This window comes from Corynebacterium sp. HMSC064E08, from assembly GCF_001811805.1.
Lineage (GTDB): Bacteria > Actinomycetota > Actinomycetes > Mycobacteriales > Mycobacteriaceae > Corynebacterium > Corynebacterium jeikeium_D.
Window position 1 is genome coordinate 458,772 of record NZ_KV806698.1, and the last position, 16,466, is coordinate 475,237.

The following is a 16,466-nucleotide window of genomic DNA, read 5'->3' on the forward strand; positions in this document are numbered from 1 at the left end:
GACCGTTGCCGGTAACGGTGACGGCGTTTTCTCCGGTCGTAGCCACAGCCCATTGAAGTAAGGACGTAGTTTTCCGTGAATACCAGCCTTGCGGCCAATGCTTCCAGCCTGCCGCGCCTTGAATCGGATCTGTACGAATCGGTAGTCGATAAAGATGGCCGCTACGGTGGCGTAATTGCAGATGAGTGCTGGGCCCAGGAGATTAAGCGCCTCGCCCGCGAACGCAATGCCGTAATTCTTGCGCACAACTACCAGCTGCCGGAGATTCAGGATATTGCCGATTACACAGGCGACTCCCTCGGACTTTCCCGCATCGCTGCGGAAACCGATGCCGACGTCATCGTCTTCTGTGGTGTCCACTTCATGGCGGAAACCGCCAAAATTCTGAGCCCAGAGAAGACCGTCCTTATTCCGGACGAGCGCGCCGGCTGCTCCCTGGCGGACTCCATCACCGCAGATGAACTGGCCGAGTGGAAGGCAGAGAATCCCGGCGCACTGGTAGTCAGCTACGTCAACACCACGGCAGACGTAAAGGCTCTGACCGACATCTGCTGTACTTCCTCCAACGCCGTCGACGTGGTCAAGTCCATCCCGGAAGACCAGGAGATCCTGTTCAACCCGGATCAGTTCCTCGGCGCACACGTCCGCCGTGAGACCGGCCGCGACAACATCAAGGTATGGGCTGGTGAGTGCCACGTCCACGCCAACATCAACGGTGAGGAACTCGCGCACCGCGCGGAAGAGAACGCCGATTCGCAGCTGTTCATTCACCCGGAGTGCGGTTGCGCGAACTCTGCGATTTACCTCGCAGGTGAAGGCACCATCGAGCCCGAGCGCGTGCAGATGCTCTCCACCGGCGAGATGCTGACCGAGGCGCAGAAGCTGAAGGAGAACAAGCCCAACGGCAAGGTGCTCGTGGCCACTGAGGTGGGCATGCTCCACCAGCTGCGCAAGGCCGCGCCGGATGTCGACTTTGAGCCGGTCAACGACCGCGCTTCCTGCTCGTACATGAAGCTCATCACTCCGGCGGCTCTGCTGCGCTGCCTCGTCGAAGGCACCGACGAAGTCGATGTCGAGCCGGATGTCGCCGACAAGGGGCGCGCTTCGGTCGAGCGCATGATTGCCATCGGTAATCCAGGCGGGGGCGAGTAACACGTTTGGTCTGCGCCCATCATTCGACAGTTGGACACTGACGTGTGACTTCCTCGTCATCGGCGGGGGAGTCGCAGGGCTCAGTGCTGCGCGTCGGGCCCTTGAGCTCGGCCTCGACGTGTTGGTTATCGACAGCGTCGAGTGGCGCGTCGGTGCCCGCAAACAGCTGCGTTTCGCCGATGCTGCCACGAATCTCGCTCAGGGCGGGCTCGCGGTCGTCGGGCTTGACGACGACCCCAGCGGCCATGTGGCCAATGGGTTCGACGACACCGTCGATTCCCACATCGCTGACACTCTCGATGCCGGCGCTGGCCACTGTGATGAGCAGGCCGTGGCTTCCATCATCCGTGCCGGTGCCGCTGCGACCGAGTGGCTGATTGGGCTTGGTGCCACATTCGACTCGGCGCCGGACAACGCGGCTGTCTATTTCCGTACCAAAGAGGGCGGGCACCATGCGCGACGCATCATTCATGCCGGTGGTGATGCCACCGGTGCCGAAATCGAGCGTGCCTTAGAGGCCTCGGTCACCGGTGTGCGAGTGCTGCAAAACGCGACAGCGCGCCAGCTCATCGTGGGCAAAGATGGCCGTGTGCTGGGTGCGCTGGTAGCGGATCCCCGTGGCGGTGGCACTATTCGCGCAGGCGCCACTCTGCTGGCTACCGGCGGCGTGGGCCATATTTACCGCGCGACCACGGCTCCCTCGGGCGCCCGCGGTGAGGCTATCGGCATGGCCTCCGATGCTGGCGCAGAGATTCGGGACATGGAGTTTATCCAGTTCCACCCGACGGTGCTCTATGACGAGCGCTCGGCATCAGATGGCACCGGCCGACGCCATCTCATCAGCGAGGCGGTCCGTGGTGAAGGAGCCATTCTCGTCGACTCCCGGGGCAACAGTGTGACCGCCGGCGTTGACCCTCGCGGGGACCTGGCTCCGCGCGATATCGTCTCGCGCGCCATCGCGACTCGCATGCGCGAGCTCGGCGAGGACCACGTCTTCCTCGACGCACGTCACATCGACAACTTCGCCGCCCGCTTTCCGACGATCACAGCGGGTCTGACCGCGGCGGAGATTGATCCGACCAAGGACCTCATTCCCGTGGCCCCGGCGGTCCACTACACCTGTGGTGGTATTGCCGTCGACCCATTCGGTGCAACTAGTGTGCCGGGCCTCTATGCGGCCGGCGAATGCTCCGCAACAGGCCTCCACGGTGCCAACAGGTTGGCCTCCAATTCGTTGCTGGAGGGACTGGTCGTCGGCAAGCGGGTGGCCGAAAAAGTCGCTGAAACACACGCTGTGCCGGTCGGGGACGAGGAATTCGCAGCGGCCGTTGAAAGCCTGCCGCAGCCACGGCCAGAACTGGAACCACGGCAGCTTTTCCGGTTGCAGACGGCGATGCAGGAAGGCGCTGGTGTAAGGCGCAATGAGCAGAGTTTGCGGCAGGCGTTGGCGGTTATCGATCGGCTCCCGCAATCGGTTCAGGTCGTAGCCGCAAGGAAAGTCGTCGAAGCGGCATTGGTACGACCATATACTTTGGGGTGCCACACTTGGTTTGAAAAGGACGGGGATTAGCTAACCATGACTCTTGAGAAGGACACTCTGCGCGGGGTGCTGAACGAAAACATCACCCGTGGCCTCATTCGGACGGCACTACAGGAAGACATGAGCTTCGGGCCGGATGTGACCTCGCTGTCGACAGTCTCGGCATCTGCGCAGGCACGCGCCCGCCTGGTGGCCCGGCAAGAGGGCGTTATCGCGGCTATTGATGCGGTGGAGTGGACGCTGCAGGAGGTCATCTCGGGTGAGTTCACCGTCGAAAAGCACGTTGAAGATGGCACCCTGGTGCGTCCTGGCACAGTGCTGGCAACGATTTCTGCACCGACTCGGGGGTTGCTGACTGCTGAGCGGACAATGCTGAATATCCTCACGCACGCCAGTGGTGTAGCTACTGCGACGCGCCAGTGGGCTGACGCGATTGTCGGCACCGGTGCGCGGGTGCGCGATTCCCGAAAGACGCTGCCGGGGCTGCGCAACCTGGAAAAGTATGCTGTGACCTGCGGCGGCGGAATTAACCACCGCTACGCTTTGGGCGATGAAGCACTGATTAAGGACAATCACGTGGTGGCTGTCGGTTCCGTGTCCGGTGCGTTGAAGAGGGTGCGGGATCAGTACCCGGAGCTGCCGTGTGAGGTGGAAGTCGATACCCTCGCACAGCTCGATGAAATCCTGCCGATGAAGCCGGACATCGTCATGCTGGACAACTTCGAGGTCTGGGAGACCCAGATTGCGGTGCAGCGCCGCTCGCAGATTTCTCCGGCCACGCAGCTTGAGTCCTCTGGTGGACTGACCATCGATGTGGCTCGTGAGTACGCGTCCTGTGGTGTCGATTACCTGGCTGTGGGCGCGCTAACCCACTCGGCCAAGGTGTTCGATGTCGGACTCGACTTCGACGAGCAGTAGCTGAATCAGCCCCCGGTATCGCTTCGCAGCTTCGCCTACAGGCGACGGGCGATTTCTGCGCCAATCTCGCTTAGTGCCGACCCCCAGCGCTCTCGCGATTGCTCATCACAGGTTTCCTGTGCGCGGTAAAGCGCCTTCTCCGCAGCAGCGACATCACCCAAATACAGGTGGCACTGTGCAATTTGTGCAAGCAGAGGCACGGCCTGGATATTGAGCTTGTCGGACTGGAAAAGTCCCGCCGCCAACTCCAGGTGATCAATGGCGCGCCCCTGATGTCCTCGACGAATCTCTGCCTGGCCGTTCAAGGTGTGCCACATCGCCCAGCGCAGGTGGCGCGGAGGGGTGTCCGCAGTCGGCTCGAAGCCGTCTTTCTCCAGGTTATCCAGCAAATCCAACCAGTCCGCGGCCTTGTCCATCAGCTTTGGTGCAGAGCCACGGATGGGGCGCCCCAGACTGTCGGTCTGCGGAGCATCCGCCTCGTCGCCGAGCTCCTCGAACCCCTGCATCAGAGTTAGGGCTGCTTCCCAGAGGTTGTTTTCCTCAGCCAATGCCGTGGCGGCGTCGAAAAGCTGCTGCGGGCTAGAAGTCGCGGAATCACCAGAAGTAGTCATGACCTAACACTCTACTTTGTGCCACCGCCAGCACTGAAGTGGGCGGGGCGCTAGTATTCGTCGTCAAGCGACTGAATGATGATGACGTCAAGGGCATCGAGAACAGGATGGCCTTCCCACACGTCGCGGGGCAGAAGCTCTTCGACGCGCCGGGCGTAGGCGGCGGCACCGTCGGAATCACCCGCGTCGAGACGGTATCGAACCCCCGCCAGCAGCGCGCGGGCGGCTTCCTCGCCATCGCCGGACTGCAGGTAGCCCTTCGCGGCGGCTTCCACATGGTTGATGGCCAAAGTGTCGCGGCCAGCGGAGTAGAAGACGTAGGCGGCATCGTCGTGCCAGTCGGCGAGTGACCAGTCGTCGGAGATGAGCTTCTGAGAACGCAGCAGAAGGTCCTCAGCCTCGTTGAGCGTGTGGTCAATGACGGCGGAAGCGTCCTCGGAGACGATCTCGGCGGTGAATTCGGAGCCCTCTTCGGAAATGACCAGGTCAATGACATGAATGATGGAACGTGCAGCCTGGCGGTAGGCCTTGGCAGCGCCCTTGGTATCGCCGTTGCGTTCAAGGTGCTCGCCGTGTTCGATGAGCAGCTTTGCCGCCTGGCGGGGATTATTGCCGAGACCCGCGGCTGTGGAGGCAATAGAAAATGCCGCGTCGGTGCGTTCTTCATCGGCGGTAAATGCTGACCAGTGCGCAACTGGTTCGGCAAAGCGCAGCGCCTCGTCAACCTCATCGGCATCGAGGAGGCTGCGGGCCAGAACGAGCTGGATATCCATGGTGATGGGGTTGACCGGAATGCCTTCGGCGCTGGCGAGCGCGCGGCGGGCAATGTCGGCGGATTCCGCGAAATCGCCGTGGGCGTTGAGAAGCGCACAGAGCAGACGCACGCTGCGAAGCACCGCGACCGTGAGTCCTGCATCGAGACCAGCCTGCACGATTGGGCGTAGCTGGCGGATTGCCTCCGCTTCCTCACCGGCTTCCAGAGAGAGGAAAGCCAGGAATTGGCGTGCTTCAATCGTCGTGGTGACGGGTTCCGACTGAGGGGCTGCCGCGACGCTGGCTGCGATGCGGGCGGCCCTGCGCAGCTCACCACGGCTGTGTGCGAGCTGCGCCTCCAACAGCTTGCGGTCGTCGAAACTGCTTCGCTTTGGTGCCCAGCGTGCGGACCATTCAGAGAGCTGGCCGGCGATTTCCGCCCGGCGCGCCAGCGATGCTGCGGCGCCGGCAACAGCCGCGCTGACCAGGTAGTAATAGGCCTCGCCGGGCTGTGGTGTGGTGGCGACGATGTCCTTAGTAAGACTGATCAGCTCGGGGATTTCGGAGTCCTCGGGGCGCCGGCCGGTGATGGCATCACCTGGGTTGGCGTCGATGAAGGCCTCTGCCTCGGCGAATGCTCCGTAGGAGCGTGCGTGCAAGATCGCGGGGCGGATGTTGGCCTCAGTTGCCCAGCGCAGCCACTCGGCGCGTGCAGCAGCGGCCTCTTCTACTAATTCCAGTTGGTCGGCAACTGCATGCCTAAGTGCGTGGTATTCGCCAATGACATCGGGGGAGTTGGTAGGCGCGTCGGCTAACCAGTGCGTGTGGGCGAACTTGGTGACAGCGCGCCAACTGGTGACGTGGTCGAGCGTGGCACCGGCCCTGCGGGAAATAACCAGTAGCTCCGGGAGGGAGTCCGGCAATGCCTTTAGTGGATTGGGCAGGGGAGGAAAGTCCAAGGGGGCGGACGAGTTCTGCGTTGCTGATGCGTTTTCCGAATTGACTGACACGTGGTCGGCAGCGATGCCGGCATCCCAATCGCCAACTTGAATTTCAGACTCAGAGTTTTCTTCTTCCCACCAGACCATTGGACTATCTTCGCCCGTGGCATCGGGAAGATGCAAAACTGCTGTGTTTTTCAGACCTGTCCAGTCGGATGCGCTGTTAGTCCGGGTTTGAAAAGCTACGCATTAGTCCACGAACTTCATCGCGCACCGGGTGATCCGGGCCGACTAGGTCGCCTATGCGAATCGCGAACCGACGGGCGCGTTCCTCATTGTTATCACTAGCAGCAGCACGCACCGCGATGGTCAGTGTGCGGGCGGCGTCGGCAGGGGCGTGGGCTTCTAAGAAAAGCTCGGCAGCTTCGTCGGCGTACTTGTACACGCCGTCGTTGTCCCACACAGACCAGCACAACAGCGCCTGTGCTTCGTGCCACTTGGCCGATTCCCAGGACCCAACCACGTAGCCACGTGAGCGTTCCATCAGGTGGTCGGTCAGCTCACTTGTGGCGCCCACGTTACTGAGTGATAGTGCGGCATCCATCAGAGTTTCCGCAGGCGAAATCGGGGACGAGTATCCGGCACGAATATCGGCCAGTGCGTCGAAGAGCACTGCAGCATGCTCAGTATTTCCCTCTTGGACTGCCGATTCCGCCGCAATGGCACAGGAAAAATCAGTACGTGCGGAATCCTGGGTAGGCTCAGACCACTTTGCAACCGACTCCGCTTCCTGGCCGGCATGACGGAAATCTCCGAGTTCGTACAGTGCCGTTGCCTTCAGCAGCGCGATTTCCATGGTGACTTCACAGTTGGGGTAGTCTGCCGACACATCCTGGGCGCGCTGAGTTAGCTTCAGCATCTCCCCGGCATCGGGCTTGTTGTGTGCCACCTCGAAGTTGATGTCTGCCATCTCACGAACCGCGAGAATATAGTCAGTGTCCAGTCTGTGCTGGTCCGCGACTGCCACGTTGTTTGACAGCATTCGGAACGCGGTATCGCTATTACCGGTCTCTATCGAGTACCGTGCCAAATTCTGCCTCAGCTCAAGGCCCGCGATTACGGAGCGGTTACCGATTGCATTGAGCTGTGAGGCGCAAAGTCGCGCTGCGTCGACGACTTTCCCGGCTCGGTGCAGCAGTGATGCCTCCGTCAGAGTCTTCGCCAGCGCAATCGACTCAAACTTATCCTCATTCGGCAGTGCACGAATCATCTCGTGCAGCTCCCGTGCCAAGTCCTCGCGGTTGACCTTTCGCAGGGCGCTTGCAATCCGAATCAGCGCGTCAGTCAGTGCCGCCCGCTTCTTCCACTGGCGTGGGCTAAACGGCTCCTCCGCTTCTTCGCTTGCCGACGATTCCTGCGGCCGCGGCCCATCCGCATCCGTGGTCACCGCGCTGTGACTGCTGGTTGGGGCATCCAGATCGTCGGCAAGCACGAGTGCCCGGTACGAGGTAATCTCCCTGCTCATGCGTGCGATGAGTGGGATTTCGGTCTCTGCGGCAGCAGAGGTGGGGCCATCGGCGATAAAGGTGGTGTAGCGGCGGGCTTCATCCGCCGCTAGCCGTGCCCGGGCGCGCCAGTACTCCGGGACGTTGTCGTTATCGGATGCCCATACCATCCAGTTCAGGGCGGCATCGTGCGCAGCCGTCATCATGCCGAGCGATTCGGTGACCTCGCGGACTATGCGGTAAAACGCGCCGACGTGTTCGGTAACGCCGTGGGCTTCCGGGTCAGAAAAGAGCTGTGGGTTGTAGAAATGATGCGCGAAAACTGATTCCAGTTGGCGCGTGGCCAGGGAATTGTCGGCTGCGGTCGCGTCTGCATAGGCTGCGACGAGCTCCGGCAAATCCGGGCTGTTTCCTTCCTGGTTCAACAGCTGACCTTTCTACGACTGGTTACTACTTTCCTTAACACTGTAATGGGTCACTGTGGCGGAGCTAACTTGCGCCACAGTATGAGGGGTTAAATGGGGCAATCGGTATGAACCTAACGTGAGAAAGATATGCTTAGTTCATACTCAAGGGTGCCTTTAAGGGCGAATAGTAGCGAAAACCGTGGATAAAGTCTTTGGCTTTGACCCAGATTTTCAATACTTTGTTGTCATTTCTTTGTCACTCTGAAGTGCTCACGTATGAATCCATCGTGCGAATAGGCGGTTACTAATTGATTATGTTGTCCACTATTGATCTTCGCGGTCAGACTCCCACCACCGCCACTCTGCGTCGAGTGTTGCCGCGTGGTGCGGCAGACGTTGATTCGATGATTCCCACGGTCAAACCCGTCGTCGATGACGTGGCAGTCCGTGGTGTGGAAGCGGCGATGGAGTACTCCGAGAAGTTCGACCGTATTCGTCCGGTATCCATGCGCGTTCCAGCTGAGGTTATCGATGCCGCGGAAGCTGCGCTGGAAGACGATGTCCGCTCTGCTCTGCAGGAGTCCATCGGGCGCGTGCGCGCGTTCCACGCTGCTCAGAAGCCGAATGATAAGACTGTTGAAATTCTGCCCGGCGGCATTGTCCGCGAGAAGTGGATTCCGGTTTCGCGCGTCGGTCTTTACGTCCCCGGGGGCAACGCCGTCTACCCGTCGTCCGTATTGATGAACGTCATCCCAGCTCAGGAAGCTGGTGTGGAGTCCCTCGTCGTCGCCTCTCCGCCGCAGGCCGACAACGACGGCTGGCCGCACCCGACCATCCTGGCTGCCTGCAAGCTGCTTGGCGTGACCGAGGTGTGGGCCGTCGGTGGTGCACAGGCCGTCGCACTGCTCGCATACGGCGATGAAAACGAGAGCCTCGAGCCGGTCGACATGGTCACCGGTCCGGGCAACATCTTCGTTACCGCCGCCAAACGCCTGTGCCGCTCGGTCGTCGGTATCGACGCCGAAGCTGGCCCGACCGAAATTGCCATTCTCGCAGATAACACCGCTGATCCCGTCTCCGTCGCCTACGACCTGATTTCCCAGGCTGAGCACGACGTCATGGCCGCCAGCGTGCTTATCACCGACGACGCCGATTTCGCCGCCACCGTCGACCGCGAGGTCGAAAACCGCTACGAGGTCACCATGAACGCCGACCGCGTTCGCGAGGCGCTCACCGGCGATCAGTCTGGCATCGTGCTTGTCGACGACATGAATATCGGCATCCAGGTTGCAGATGCCTACGCCGCTGAGCACCTGGAGATCCACACCGAAAACGCGCAGGCCGATGCCGAACGCATTACCAATGCCGGCGCAATCTTCATCGGTCGCTTCTCGCCGGTGCCACTGGGCGATTACTCGGCCGGCTCTAACCACGTGTTGCCGACCTCCGGCACCGCCCGCCACGCCTCGGGCCTGTCAACGCACACCTTCCTCAAGTCGGTCCACATGATTGACTACAACGAGGCCGCGTTGAAGGAAGTTGCCGACAGCGTAGTAGTCCTGGCCAACGAAGAACGACTGCCAGCGCACGGCGAGGCCATCCGTGCCCGCTTTGAGACGCTTCTCGGCTCTGAGGACAATGGCGCAGAAAAGGGGAACAACTAATGAGCAACCAGCCTGAGAATCAGCCACAGCCGTCGGTAGCCAAGTTGGCGCTGGCAGATTTGCCACTGCGCGACGAACTGCGCGGCGAGGAAGCCTACGGTGCCCCGCAGCTCGACGTCGATGTTCGCCTGAACACCAACGAAAACCCGTACCCGCCATCCGATGACCTCATCGCCGACCTGGTGGCGCAAGTGGAGAAGGTCGCCTCTGACCTCAACCGCTACCCGGACCGTGACGCAGTAGCACTGCGCAGCGCACTCGCCGATTATGTCACCCGCCAGACCGGCGTGGACATCACCGTCGACCAGGTATGGGCCGCCAACGGCTCCAATGAGATTCTCCAGCAGCTGCTGCAGGCATTTGGCGGGCCGGGGCGCAGCGCAATGGGCTTTGTGCCCAGCTACTCGATGCACCCGATCCTCTCGTCCGGCACGCAGACGGAGTTCATCGGCATCGCCCGCGACCCGGAGACCTTCGACATCGACATGGATAGTGCGCTCGCGGCCATTGCCGAGCACCGTCCTGACGTCATCTTCATCACGACTCCGAACAACCCGACTGGCAATCTGACCACGCTCGCTGACCTGCGCCGCATTATTGAAGCCGCGCCGGGCATCGTCATTGTCGATGAGGCCTACGCCGAGTTCACTGAGGAGCCGTCGGCGACAACGCTGCTGGCTGAGTTCCCGTCGAAGCTGGTTGTCTCCCGTACGATGAGCAAGGCTTTCGACTTCGCCGGAGGCCGCCTCGGCTACTTCGTTGCTAACCCGGCATTTATTGATGCTGTGATGCTCGTACGTCTGCCATACCACCTGTCGACGTTGACGCAGGCCGCTGCCACGGTTGCACTTCGCCACTCGGATGCGACGCTGTCGACCGTCGCAAAGCTTGCCGACGAGCGTGATCGCGTCGTAGCCGCCCTGAACAGCTATGGCTACGACGTGATTGACTCGTACTCCAACTTCGTATTCTTCGGTCGTTTCGCCGATGCCGCGACGGCATGGCAGAGCTTCTTGGATGAGGGAGTACTCATCCGCGATGTTGGCGTGCCCGGTCGTCTCCGTGCCACTATTGGTCTGCCCAGCGAAAATGATGCGCTGCTGGCGGCGGCCAAGAAATTGGCAGCGACCGCGCTGGCTTAAGCGAAATGCTGCCGGTACATCCCACTACAAGGAGAGATCTGACTTATGCACTTCAGTGATAAGGACCATCTGGAGGCAGAGCGCACTGAGCGCGTTGGCCGTGTCGAGCGCGCCACCCGCGAATCGAGCATCGTCTGCTCGGTGAATCTCGATGGCACCGGCAAGACCGATATTTCGACCGGTCTGCCGTTCTTCGACCACATGTTGACCGCTTTCGGCTCCCACGGCAGCTTCGACCTGACTGTGCACGCCAACGGCGACACCGAGGTCGATGCGCACCACACGGTGGAGGATACCGGCATTGTGATGGGGCAGGCCTTCGCCCAGGCGTTGGGGGACAAGTCTGGTATTCGTCGCTTTGGTGACTGCTATATCCCGATGGATGAAACGCTGGCACACGCAGTGGTTGATGTGTCTGGTCGCCCGTACTTCGTTGGCACTGGCGAGCCGGAGCAGATGTTGACGGCCGTCATCGGCGGCCACTACGCGACTGTTATCAACGAGCACTTTTTTGAGTCCTTCGCCCTAAATGCCCGTATTGCGCTGCATGTTCGCTGCCTCTACGGGCGCGATCCGCACCACATCACCGAGGCTGAGTACAAGGCTGTGGCTCGTGCCCTGCGTGCTGCCGTCGAGGATGACCCCCGAGTCCACGGTGTGCCGTCGACTAAGGGCACTCTGTAGGGCGCAGCTGTATAAACAGCCGCCGTAGGCAACAGGAAAATCCGCCTTAGCTGGCATTTTAGGGGAATCGATGGTAACAACGTCTGTAGACGTGCTTTTAGCGCAGGTGTCTACCGCCTCGACGCTGAGCACTTATTTTTTGTTCATTGTCGCTGGCCTGCTGGTGGGCGGAACATGGTCACTCTATAAGTCTGGATCGAGGGTCGGAACAATTATCCTTGGTCTCTTATCTGTGATCGCGCTCGCCGGCGCAATTTTGTGGTTGATAGGAGTGATGGAGTAAATGGCATCCCGGGTGATGGACCGCAGGCAGTTAGACGAACTGGACAGCATGTGGAAAGCGCCCGGGCTAGTACCTACGCTAGTCGCCGTGATGGCCGCCTTCGGTGGCTGGTCACTCCTCATGCCTGTCATTCCGCAGGCAATTCTTGACGATGGCGGTGGAACCTCGCTCGCCGGTGCCTACACCGGTGTTTTTATGGCCGCTACCGTTCTCACACAGACGCAGACTCCACGTATGTGTCGCCGTCTTGGCTACGGCATGACCATGCTGATTTCAGGTCTGTTTCTGGGCTTGCCGACGATTCTGCACATCTTTGGCACCGATGCTGCTTTGGTGCTCATCATTGCGGTTCTCCGCGGTATGGGCTTCGGTGCGTTGACTGTCGCCGAGTCCGCATTGATTGCCGAGCTAGTGCCAATGAAATTTCTGGGTAAGGCCTCTGGCGTTCTCGGTGTGGCAGTTGGTTTATCTGAGCTCATTTTCTTGCCACTAGGACTAATCATTGCGGACAAGACGGGTTCTTACACCCCTGTTTATGTCTTGGGCGCCGTCATCTCGCTTGTCGGTTCGTTGATGGCACTCTTTATCCCGAAGATTAAGCCAGCGCCGAAGGAGGGCAAGGGCGGCAAGGAAGACGTCGGCGATCCTGTGCCCGGATCTGCAGCAACTCAGCCGAGCCCCGTTGAGCACGTTGCCACATGGAAGCTGGTGGCCATTCCCGCGCTCGCAATTTGCACGATTGCGATGGGCTTTGGTGGTATTTCCGCATTCCTTGCCCCGGCAGCTCGCGAAATCGATCTGGTCTCCGGTGCGGTTGTGGCTGGCCTGTCGCTGTCTGTTCTCGGTGGCGCGCAGATGGTGTTCCGTTACTTCGCAGGAATCTACGCCGACCGGAAGTCTGAGGCTGGAATTCTGCTGATTCCGGCGTTGGTCAGTGGTTTTATTGGCCTGCTGATGATGTCCGGTGTGGTTCTCTTTGATCTGTCTGCCTGGCTGCTGCTGGTTGCGGCCGTTTTCTACGGCGCGGGCTTCGGCATTGTGCAAAATGAGGCTCTGCTGCTGATGTTTGCCCGCCTGCCGCGTGACCGTACTGCTGAGGCCAGTGCCTTCTGGAACATGTCCTTTGACTCGGGCACAGGTATCGGCTCGTTCGTTCTGGGAGCCGTAGCTGCGGCCGCACTCCGTCCGTACCCGGCTGTCTTTGCCTTTGCGGCGGCTCTGCTGGCAGTTGGTCTCATTGGTGCGGTGCTCGACCGAATCATCGGAAAGCACCGCGTGGCGGAGTACCAGAACACCCGCGCTACGCTGCGTCGTCTGGGAGATGCCGTCAAGCGTCGTACGCCGGAGGCCGCTGTGCGTGTTGCCCGCCCGGCAAAGAATGCAGTGACGCGTTTGACGGTTCGGGACCGCAAGAAGAAGTAACTACATACAAAGAGACGTTTGAAAAAGAGTGGCTGCGCAAGTTCTTGCGCAGCCACTCTTTTTGGTTAATAAATGCACCCCCGGTGTGGGGTCAGCCGTGCCTGTTTACGCGACGGCGACGTCCATCTCGGTGAAGAGAGCCCGCAGGCGGGTTTCGATATCGTCGATAAGCGACTGGAGCTCATCGTCTGTGAGACTGTCCGGATCTGCGACATCCCATTCCACGTAGCGGTCGCCGGGGACTGCTGGTGTCTCGTCGATGCCCATGAGTACGACAACGTCGGCGCGGTGGGAAACGCGGGGAGTAATCGCCTTTTGGGTGAGGCGTGAGGTGTCCACGCCACGGTCGTGAAGAGCCGCGACGACGCGAGGGTTCAGGCCATCCTCTGGATTGAGGCCGATAGTGCGGATAAAGACTTCGTCGCCAACCAGGTGGTAGGCCAGGGCAGTGGCAATCTGACTGCGGCCGGAACCGCGGCTATCGGCAAAGAGAATCTCTTGGCGCGGGGCGAAGTCCTTGCATCCGCTCGCGGCCTTGATGCGTTCGGTGGCCTCGCGTTCGGCGAGGACGGGGAGGAAGTTAGTCACCTTCGCAGAGTTGGACAGCTCTGCAATGACATCGTCGAGGATGGAATCGATGGTCGCAGCATCGCAGGCTGCACCGTAGAGCCGGTGAAGATCCTCGCGGACAATGGCAAATGATTTACTAAGAACGGATGCGGTAGTCATGGCGTCGGAGCCTCTCTGTGAAAAAGTAATCAGGGGTATTAGGGATAAATCAATAACTTAGTTAACCTGTTGTTAACCTTGAGTTTACCAAAGTATTCGATAGTTGTATACCAGTGCTTTTGCCTATCCAGGCAGTTTTCTTGGGGTAAGTGGCAAACATCGATTCCCAGCGCCTTAAAATGTCCAACTATGGAACAAGTCTCACCTTCGACGAAGACCCCGACCGTTGCCATCCTTGATTACGGCTCCGGTAATTTGCGTTCAGCTGAGCGCGCTGTGGCCACCACGGGTGCCGAGGTTATTGTGACCGCCGATCCGAAGACCGTGATGGAGGCCGATGGTCTGCTCGTTCCCGGCGTCGGCGCCTATGCCGCATGCATGGAGGGTTTGCATCGAGTACAAGGGCCGCGCCTGATCGGCTCTCGACTCGCAGGTGGTCGACCAGTGATGGGAATCTGCGTCGGTATGCAGGTGCTCTTTGACCGCGGCGTCGAGTACGCCGACGGCATCCACGCAGCGGAGACCGACGCATCCGCAGCTGTCACCGGCACCCCGGGTTGTGGTGAGTGGCCCGGTACTGTCGAGCGTCTCGAGGCGTCGATTCTGCCGCACATGGGCTGGAACACGGTTGAAGTGCCGGAAGGCTCAAAGATGTTTAAGGGGCTGGAAGATCAGCGTTTTTACTTCGTCCACTCCTACGGTGTGCGCAAGTGGGACCTTGATACGGATTCTCGCATCGCTCCGCCGCTGGTGACGTGGTCTGCCCACGAATCCGATCGGTTTATCGCAGCCGTGGAAAACGGTCCGCTGTGGGCCACGCAGTTCCACCCTGAGAAGTCTGGTGAAGCAGGGTTAAAGCTGCTGCAGAACTGGGTGGACACGCTGTAGTTGCCCAATCGGTAGTATCTGCCCTAACCGCACTACCTGGTAGGTGACGGAGTTTCGCCACCTAGACCACCTATACTGAGATAACTAGCAACAAGCATCGTGGTGACAATCGCCACAACGCCCAAAAGTCGAAGAGAGTAGAGCCCCCATGAGTTTGACCCTGCTGCCCGCTGTAGACGTAGCCGATGGCCAGGCTGTGCGCCTTGTTCAGGGTGCTGCTGGAACCGAGACTTCCTATGGTGCACCGCTGGAAGCTGCCATGAATTGGCAGAACGCAGGCGCTGAGTGGATCCACCTGGTCGACCTCGATGCCGCGTTCGGTCGCGGTTCGAACTACGACCTGCTTGCCGACGTGGTGGGCAAGCTCGACGTGAAGGTGGAGCTCTCCGGCGGTATCCGTGACAACGCTTCGCTCGAGGCTGCGCTGGCCACCGGCTGTGCCCGCGTCAATATTGGCACCGCCGCACTGGAGAATCCGGAGTGGTGCCGCGAGGTTATCGCCAACTACGGCGACCGTGTAGCCATTGGTCTGGATGTTCTTAACGAAGAGGGGCAGTGGCGCCTGCGTGGCCGCGGCTGGGTCTCCGACGGCGGTGACCTCTGGGAGGTGCTGGAGCGCCTGGATGCTCAGGGTGCATCCCGTTTCGTGGTGACTGACGTCTCCAAGGACGGCACCCTGCAGGGGCCGAATGTGGAACTGCTGCGCGAGGTCGCTGCTGCTACCGATGCTCCAATCGTCGCTTCCGGCGGTGTCAGCAGCCTGGACGACATTGCAGCTATTGCCACACTGGTCGATGAGGGCGTTGACTCCGCAATTGTGGGTAAGGCGCTCTACGCAGGGCGTTTCACCCTGGAAGAGGCCCTGGCAGTAGCTCGCGGCTAAAAAGAACACTTTCGTGGCCGGACCGGGGAGACGTCGTCAAGCGAAAGCGTTAACGAGCAAACGGCACCCCGGCTGAGACGGCGGATGAAGGACTTAGAAAAGTATGGATGCCCTGGAACCGCGGGCGATGCTCGCTATTGCTGAAGCGGCGCTCGATGAGGTTGAAGGCCTGTTCACGCAGCAGGTGGGCGCGGACCCGGTTGTCATGAAGCCGCGCGGAGATTTCGCGACGGAGACTGACCTGGAAATTGAGCGTCGTCTGCGCAAGCTCCTCACGCAGTATTCTGGGCTGCCCGTCTACGGCGAGGAATTCGGTGGCAAAGTCCCCGAGGAACATACCGCCTGGGTCATCGATCCGATTGACGGCACCACGAACTATTCCAACGGTTTTCCGCTGTGTGCCATGCTGCTCACACTCATGCATGAGGGGGAGCCGGTGGTTGGTATTACCTCCATGCCTCTGCTACGCCGGCGTATTACCGCAGCTAAAGGTAGCGGCACGTTCGTCAACGGCCGTCGCGTCAACATCGACGCCGAGGCCGGCCGCCCGGTTTCGATTGCCTTCGGGTCCGTCATCGCGAGTACCGACGGCACACTCCCGCGCAAGTGGCGTCAACTGCTGCTGTCAAAGGTGGGCGAACGCTATCCGACGATCCGAATTACTGGCTCTGTCGGAGTGGACTTGGGTTCCACCGCGATGGGGGCATTCGGCGGCACCGTGACTTTCTCACCGCATGTGTGGGATAACGCAGCTGGTGTACTTCAGATTTCCGAAGCCGGTGGCGTGGTCACAGACTTGGCGGGCAATCCTTGGCGGCATGATTCCGTAGGCGTGCTGGCGGGAACTCGCGATGTTCATGCCACGCTGCGGTCGATTATTGACCAACTGGGTCGTCCGGAGACTTTCCGGAGCTAAACCGTGGGCGACGTCCCGAGCTGGGTGG

14 protein-coding genes are annotated in these 16,466 nt (G+C 60.4%); 10 read left to right on the forward strand and 4 right to left on the reverse strand.

Going from position 1 to position 16,466, the window contains the following annotated elements; translation table 11 throughout:
• The first annotated feature begins 75 nt into the window (after nucleotides 1-75).
• The 3 genes from nadA to nadC are packed head-to-tail and all read left to right on the forward strand — an operon-like array spanning nucleotide 76 to nucleotide 3,610.
• The gene (nadA, locus tag HMPREF2820_RS05190) at nucleotides 76-1,152 is read left to right on the forward strand and encodes a quinolinate synthase NadA (RefSeq protein ID WP_070603116.1); all 1,077 of its coding nucleotides are present in this window, start codon (nucleotides 76-78) and stop codon (nucleotides 1,150-1,152) included.
• The gene (gene nadB, locus HMPREF2820_RS05195) at nucleotides 1,121-2,722 is read left to right on the forward strand and encodes an L-aspartate oxidase (RefSeq protein WP_083308433.1); all 1,602 of its coding nucleotides are present in this window, start codon (nucleotides 1,121-1,123) and stop codon (nucleotides 2,720-2,722) included. Before nadA ends, nadB begins: the two co-directional genes overlap by 32 nt.
• Nucleotides 2,723-2,728: 6 nt before the next feature.
• On the forward strand, nucleotides 2,729-3,610 hold the full coding sequence (gene nadC, locus HMPREF2820_RS05200; RefSeq protein ID WP_049190033.1) for a carboxylating nicotinate-nucleotide diphosphorylase: 882 nt from the start codon (nucleotides 2,729-2,731) through the stop codon (nucleotides 3,608-3,610).
• Between the two features lie 35 nt (nucleotides 3,611-3,645).
• Here the strand turns inward: nadC and HMPREF2820_RS05205 are convergent, their stop codons facing one another.
• The 3 genes from HMPREF2820_RS05205 to HMPREF2820_RS05215 form a co-directional block, all read right to left on the reverse strand.
• Nucleotides 3,646-4,221, reverse strand: a complete 576-nt coding sequence (locus HMPREF2820_RS05205; protein WP_070429583.1) for a hypothetical protein — start codon at nucleotides 4,219-4,221, stop codon at nucleotides 3,646-3,648.
• Between the two features lie 50 nt (nucleotides 4,222-4,271).
• Nucleotides 4,272-6,062, reverse strand: coding sequence for a hypothetical protein (locus tag HMPREF2820_RS05210; RefSeq protein WP_070603120.1), 1,791 nt, complete (start codon nucleotides 6,060-6,062; stop codon nucleotides 4,272-4,274).
• A gap of 76 nt (nucleotides 6,063-6,138) precedes the next feature.
• The gene (locus HMPREF2820_RS05215; protein WP_070603123.1) at nucleotides 6,139-7,845 is read right to left on the reverse strand and encodes a hypothetical protein; all 1,707 of its coding nucleotides are present in this window, start codon (nucleotides 7,843-7,845) and stop codon (nucleotides 6,139-6,141) included.
• Between the two features lie 296 nt (nucleotides 7,846-8,141).
• Between HMPREF2820_RS05215 and hisD the strand changes: the two genes are divergently transcribed.
• From hisD to HMPREF2820_RS05240, 4 genes are all read left to right on the forward strand, one after another.
• Nucleotides 8,142-9,491 carry a histidinol dehydrogenase gene (gene hisD, locus HMPREF2820_RS05220; RefSeq protein WP_070603125.1) on the forward strand — a complete coding sequence of 450 codons (1,350 nt, stop codon included), beginning with the start codon at nucleotides 8,142-8,144 and terminating at the stop codon, nucleotides 9,489-9,491.
• A complete protein-coding gene (locus HMPREF2820_RS05225) occupies nucleotides 9,491-10,633 on the forward strand; it encodes a histidinol-phosphate transaminase (protein WP_016422951.1) in 1,143 nt (380 codons plus the stop codon). Before hisD ends, HMPREF2820_RS05225 begins: the two co-directional genes overlap by 1 nt.
• Nucleotides 10,634-10,678: 45 nt before the next feature.
• A complete protein-coding gene (gene hisB / locus HMPREF2820_RS05230) occupies nucleotides 10,679-11,317 on the forward strand; it encodes an imidazoleglycerol-phosphate dehydratase HisB (protein WP_005510321.1) in 639 nt (212 codons plus the stop codon).
• 283 nt (nucleotides 11,318-11,600) lie between these two features.
• A complete protein-coding gene (locus HMPREF2820_RS05240) occupies nucleotides 11,601-13,022 on the forward strand; it encodes an MFS transporter (protein WP_069359168.1) in 1,422 nt (473 codons plus the stop codon).
• A gap of 105 nt (nucleotides 13,023-13,127) precedes the next feature.
• On the opposite strand, the gene HMPREF2820_RS05245 is transcribed toward HMPREF2820_RS05240, so the two are convergent.
• Nucleotides 13,128-13,751, reverse strand: a complete 624-nt coding sequence (locus tag HMPREF2820_RS05245) for an arsenate-mycothiol transferase ArsC (RefSeq protein WP_016422948.1) — start codon at nucleotides 13,749-13,751, stop codon at nucleotides 13,128-13,130.
• A gap of 189 nt (nucleotides 13,752-13,940) precedes the next feature.
• On the opposite strand from HMPREF2820_RS05245, the gene hisH reads away from it, so the two are divergent.
• The 3 genes from hisH to HMPREF2820_RS05260 all read left to right on the forward strand — a co-directional run bounded on the left by hisH (nucleotide 13,941) and on the right by HMPREF2820_RS05260 (nucleotide 16,438).
• On the forward strand, nucleotides 13,941-14,639 hold the full coding sequence (gene hisH, locus HMPREF2820_RS05250) for an imidazole glycerol phosphate synthase subunit HisH (protein WP_069359167.1): 699 nt from the start codon (nucleotides 13,941-13,943) through the stop codon (nucleotides 14,637-14,639).
• A 148-nt stretch (nucleotides 14,640-14,787) separates the two neighbouring features.
• A complete protein-coding gene (priA, locus tag HMPREF2820_RS05255; protein WP_016422946.1) occupies nucleotides 14,788-15,522 on the forward strand; it encodes a bifunctional 1-(5-phosphoribosyl)-5-((5-phosphoribosylamino)methylideneamino)imidazole-4-carboxamide isomerase/phosphoribosylanthranilate isomerase PriA in 735 nt (244 codons plus the stop codon).
• 103 nt (nucleotides 15,523-15,625) lie between these two features.
• A complete protein-coding gene (locus HMPREF2820_RS05260; protein ID WP_049170313.1) occupies nucleotides 15,626-16,438 on the forward strand; it encodes an inositol monophosphatase family protein in 813 nt (270 codons plus the stop codon).
• Nucleotides 16,439-16,466: the final 28 nt, after the last annotated feature.

What these genes read in the sequence shown, in the direction of transcription:
- nadC (WP_049190033.1), top strand. Translation starts at nt 2,729, where the DNA reads ATGACTCTTGAGAAGGACACTCTGCGCGGGGTGCTGAACGAAAACATC.
- HMPREF2820_RS05205 (WP_070429583.1), bottom strand. Translation starts at nt 4,221, where the DNA reads ATGACTACTTCTGGTGATTCCGCGACTTCTAGCCCGCAGCAGCTTTTC.
- HMPREF2820_RS05210 (WP_070603120.1), bottom strand. Translation starts at nt 6,062, where the DNA reads ATGGTCTGGTGGGAAGAAGAAAACTCTGAGTCTGAAATTCAAGTTGGC.
- hisD (WP_070603125.1), top strand. Translation starts at nt 8,142, where the DNA reads ATGTTGTCCACTATTGATCTTCGCGGTCAGACTCCCACCACCGCCACT.
- HMPREF2820_RS05225 (WP_016422951.1), top strand. Translation starts at nt 9,491, where the DNA reads ATGAGCAACCAGCCTGAGAATCAGCCACAGCCGTCGGTAGCCAAGTTG.
- hisB (WP_005510321.1), top strand. Translation starts at nt 10,679, where the DNA reads ATGCACTTCAGTGATAAGGACCATCTGGAGGCAGAGCGCACTGAGCGC.
- HMPREF2820_RS05240 (WP_069359168.1), top strand. Translation starts at nt 11,601, where the DNA reads ATGGCATCCCGGGTGATGGACCGCAGGCAGTTAGACGAACTGGACAGC.
- HMPREF2820_RS05245 (WP_016422948.1), bottom strand. Translation starts at nt 13,751, where the DNA reads ATGACTACCGCATCCGTTCTTAGTAAATCATTTGCCATTGTCCGCGAG.
- hisH (WP_069359167.1), top strand. Translation starts at nt 13,941, where the DNA reads ATGGAACAAGTCTCACCTTCGACGAAGACCCCGACCGTTGCCATCCTT.
- priA (WP_016422946.1), top strand. Translation starts at nt 14,788, where the DNA reads ATGAGTTTGACCCTGCTGCCCGCTGTAGACGTAGCCGATGGCCAGGCT.
- HMPREF2820_RS05260 (WP_049170313.1), top strand. Translation starts at nt 15,626, where the DNA reads ATGGATGCCCTGGAACCGCGGGCGATGCTCGCTATTGCTGAAGCGGCG.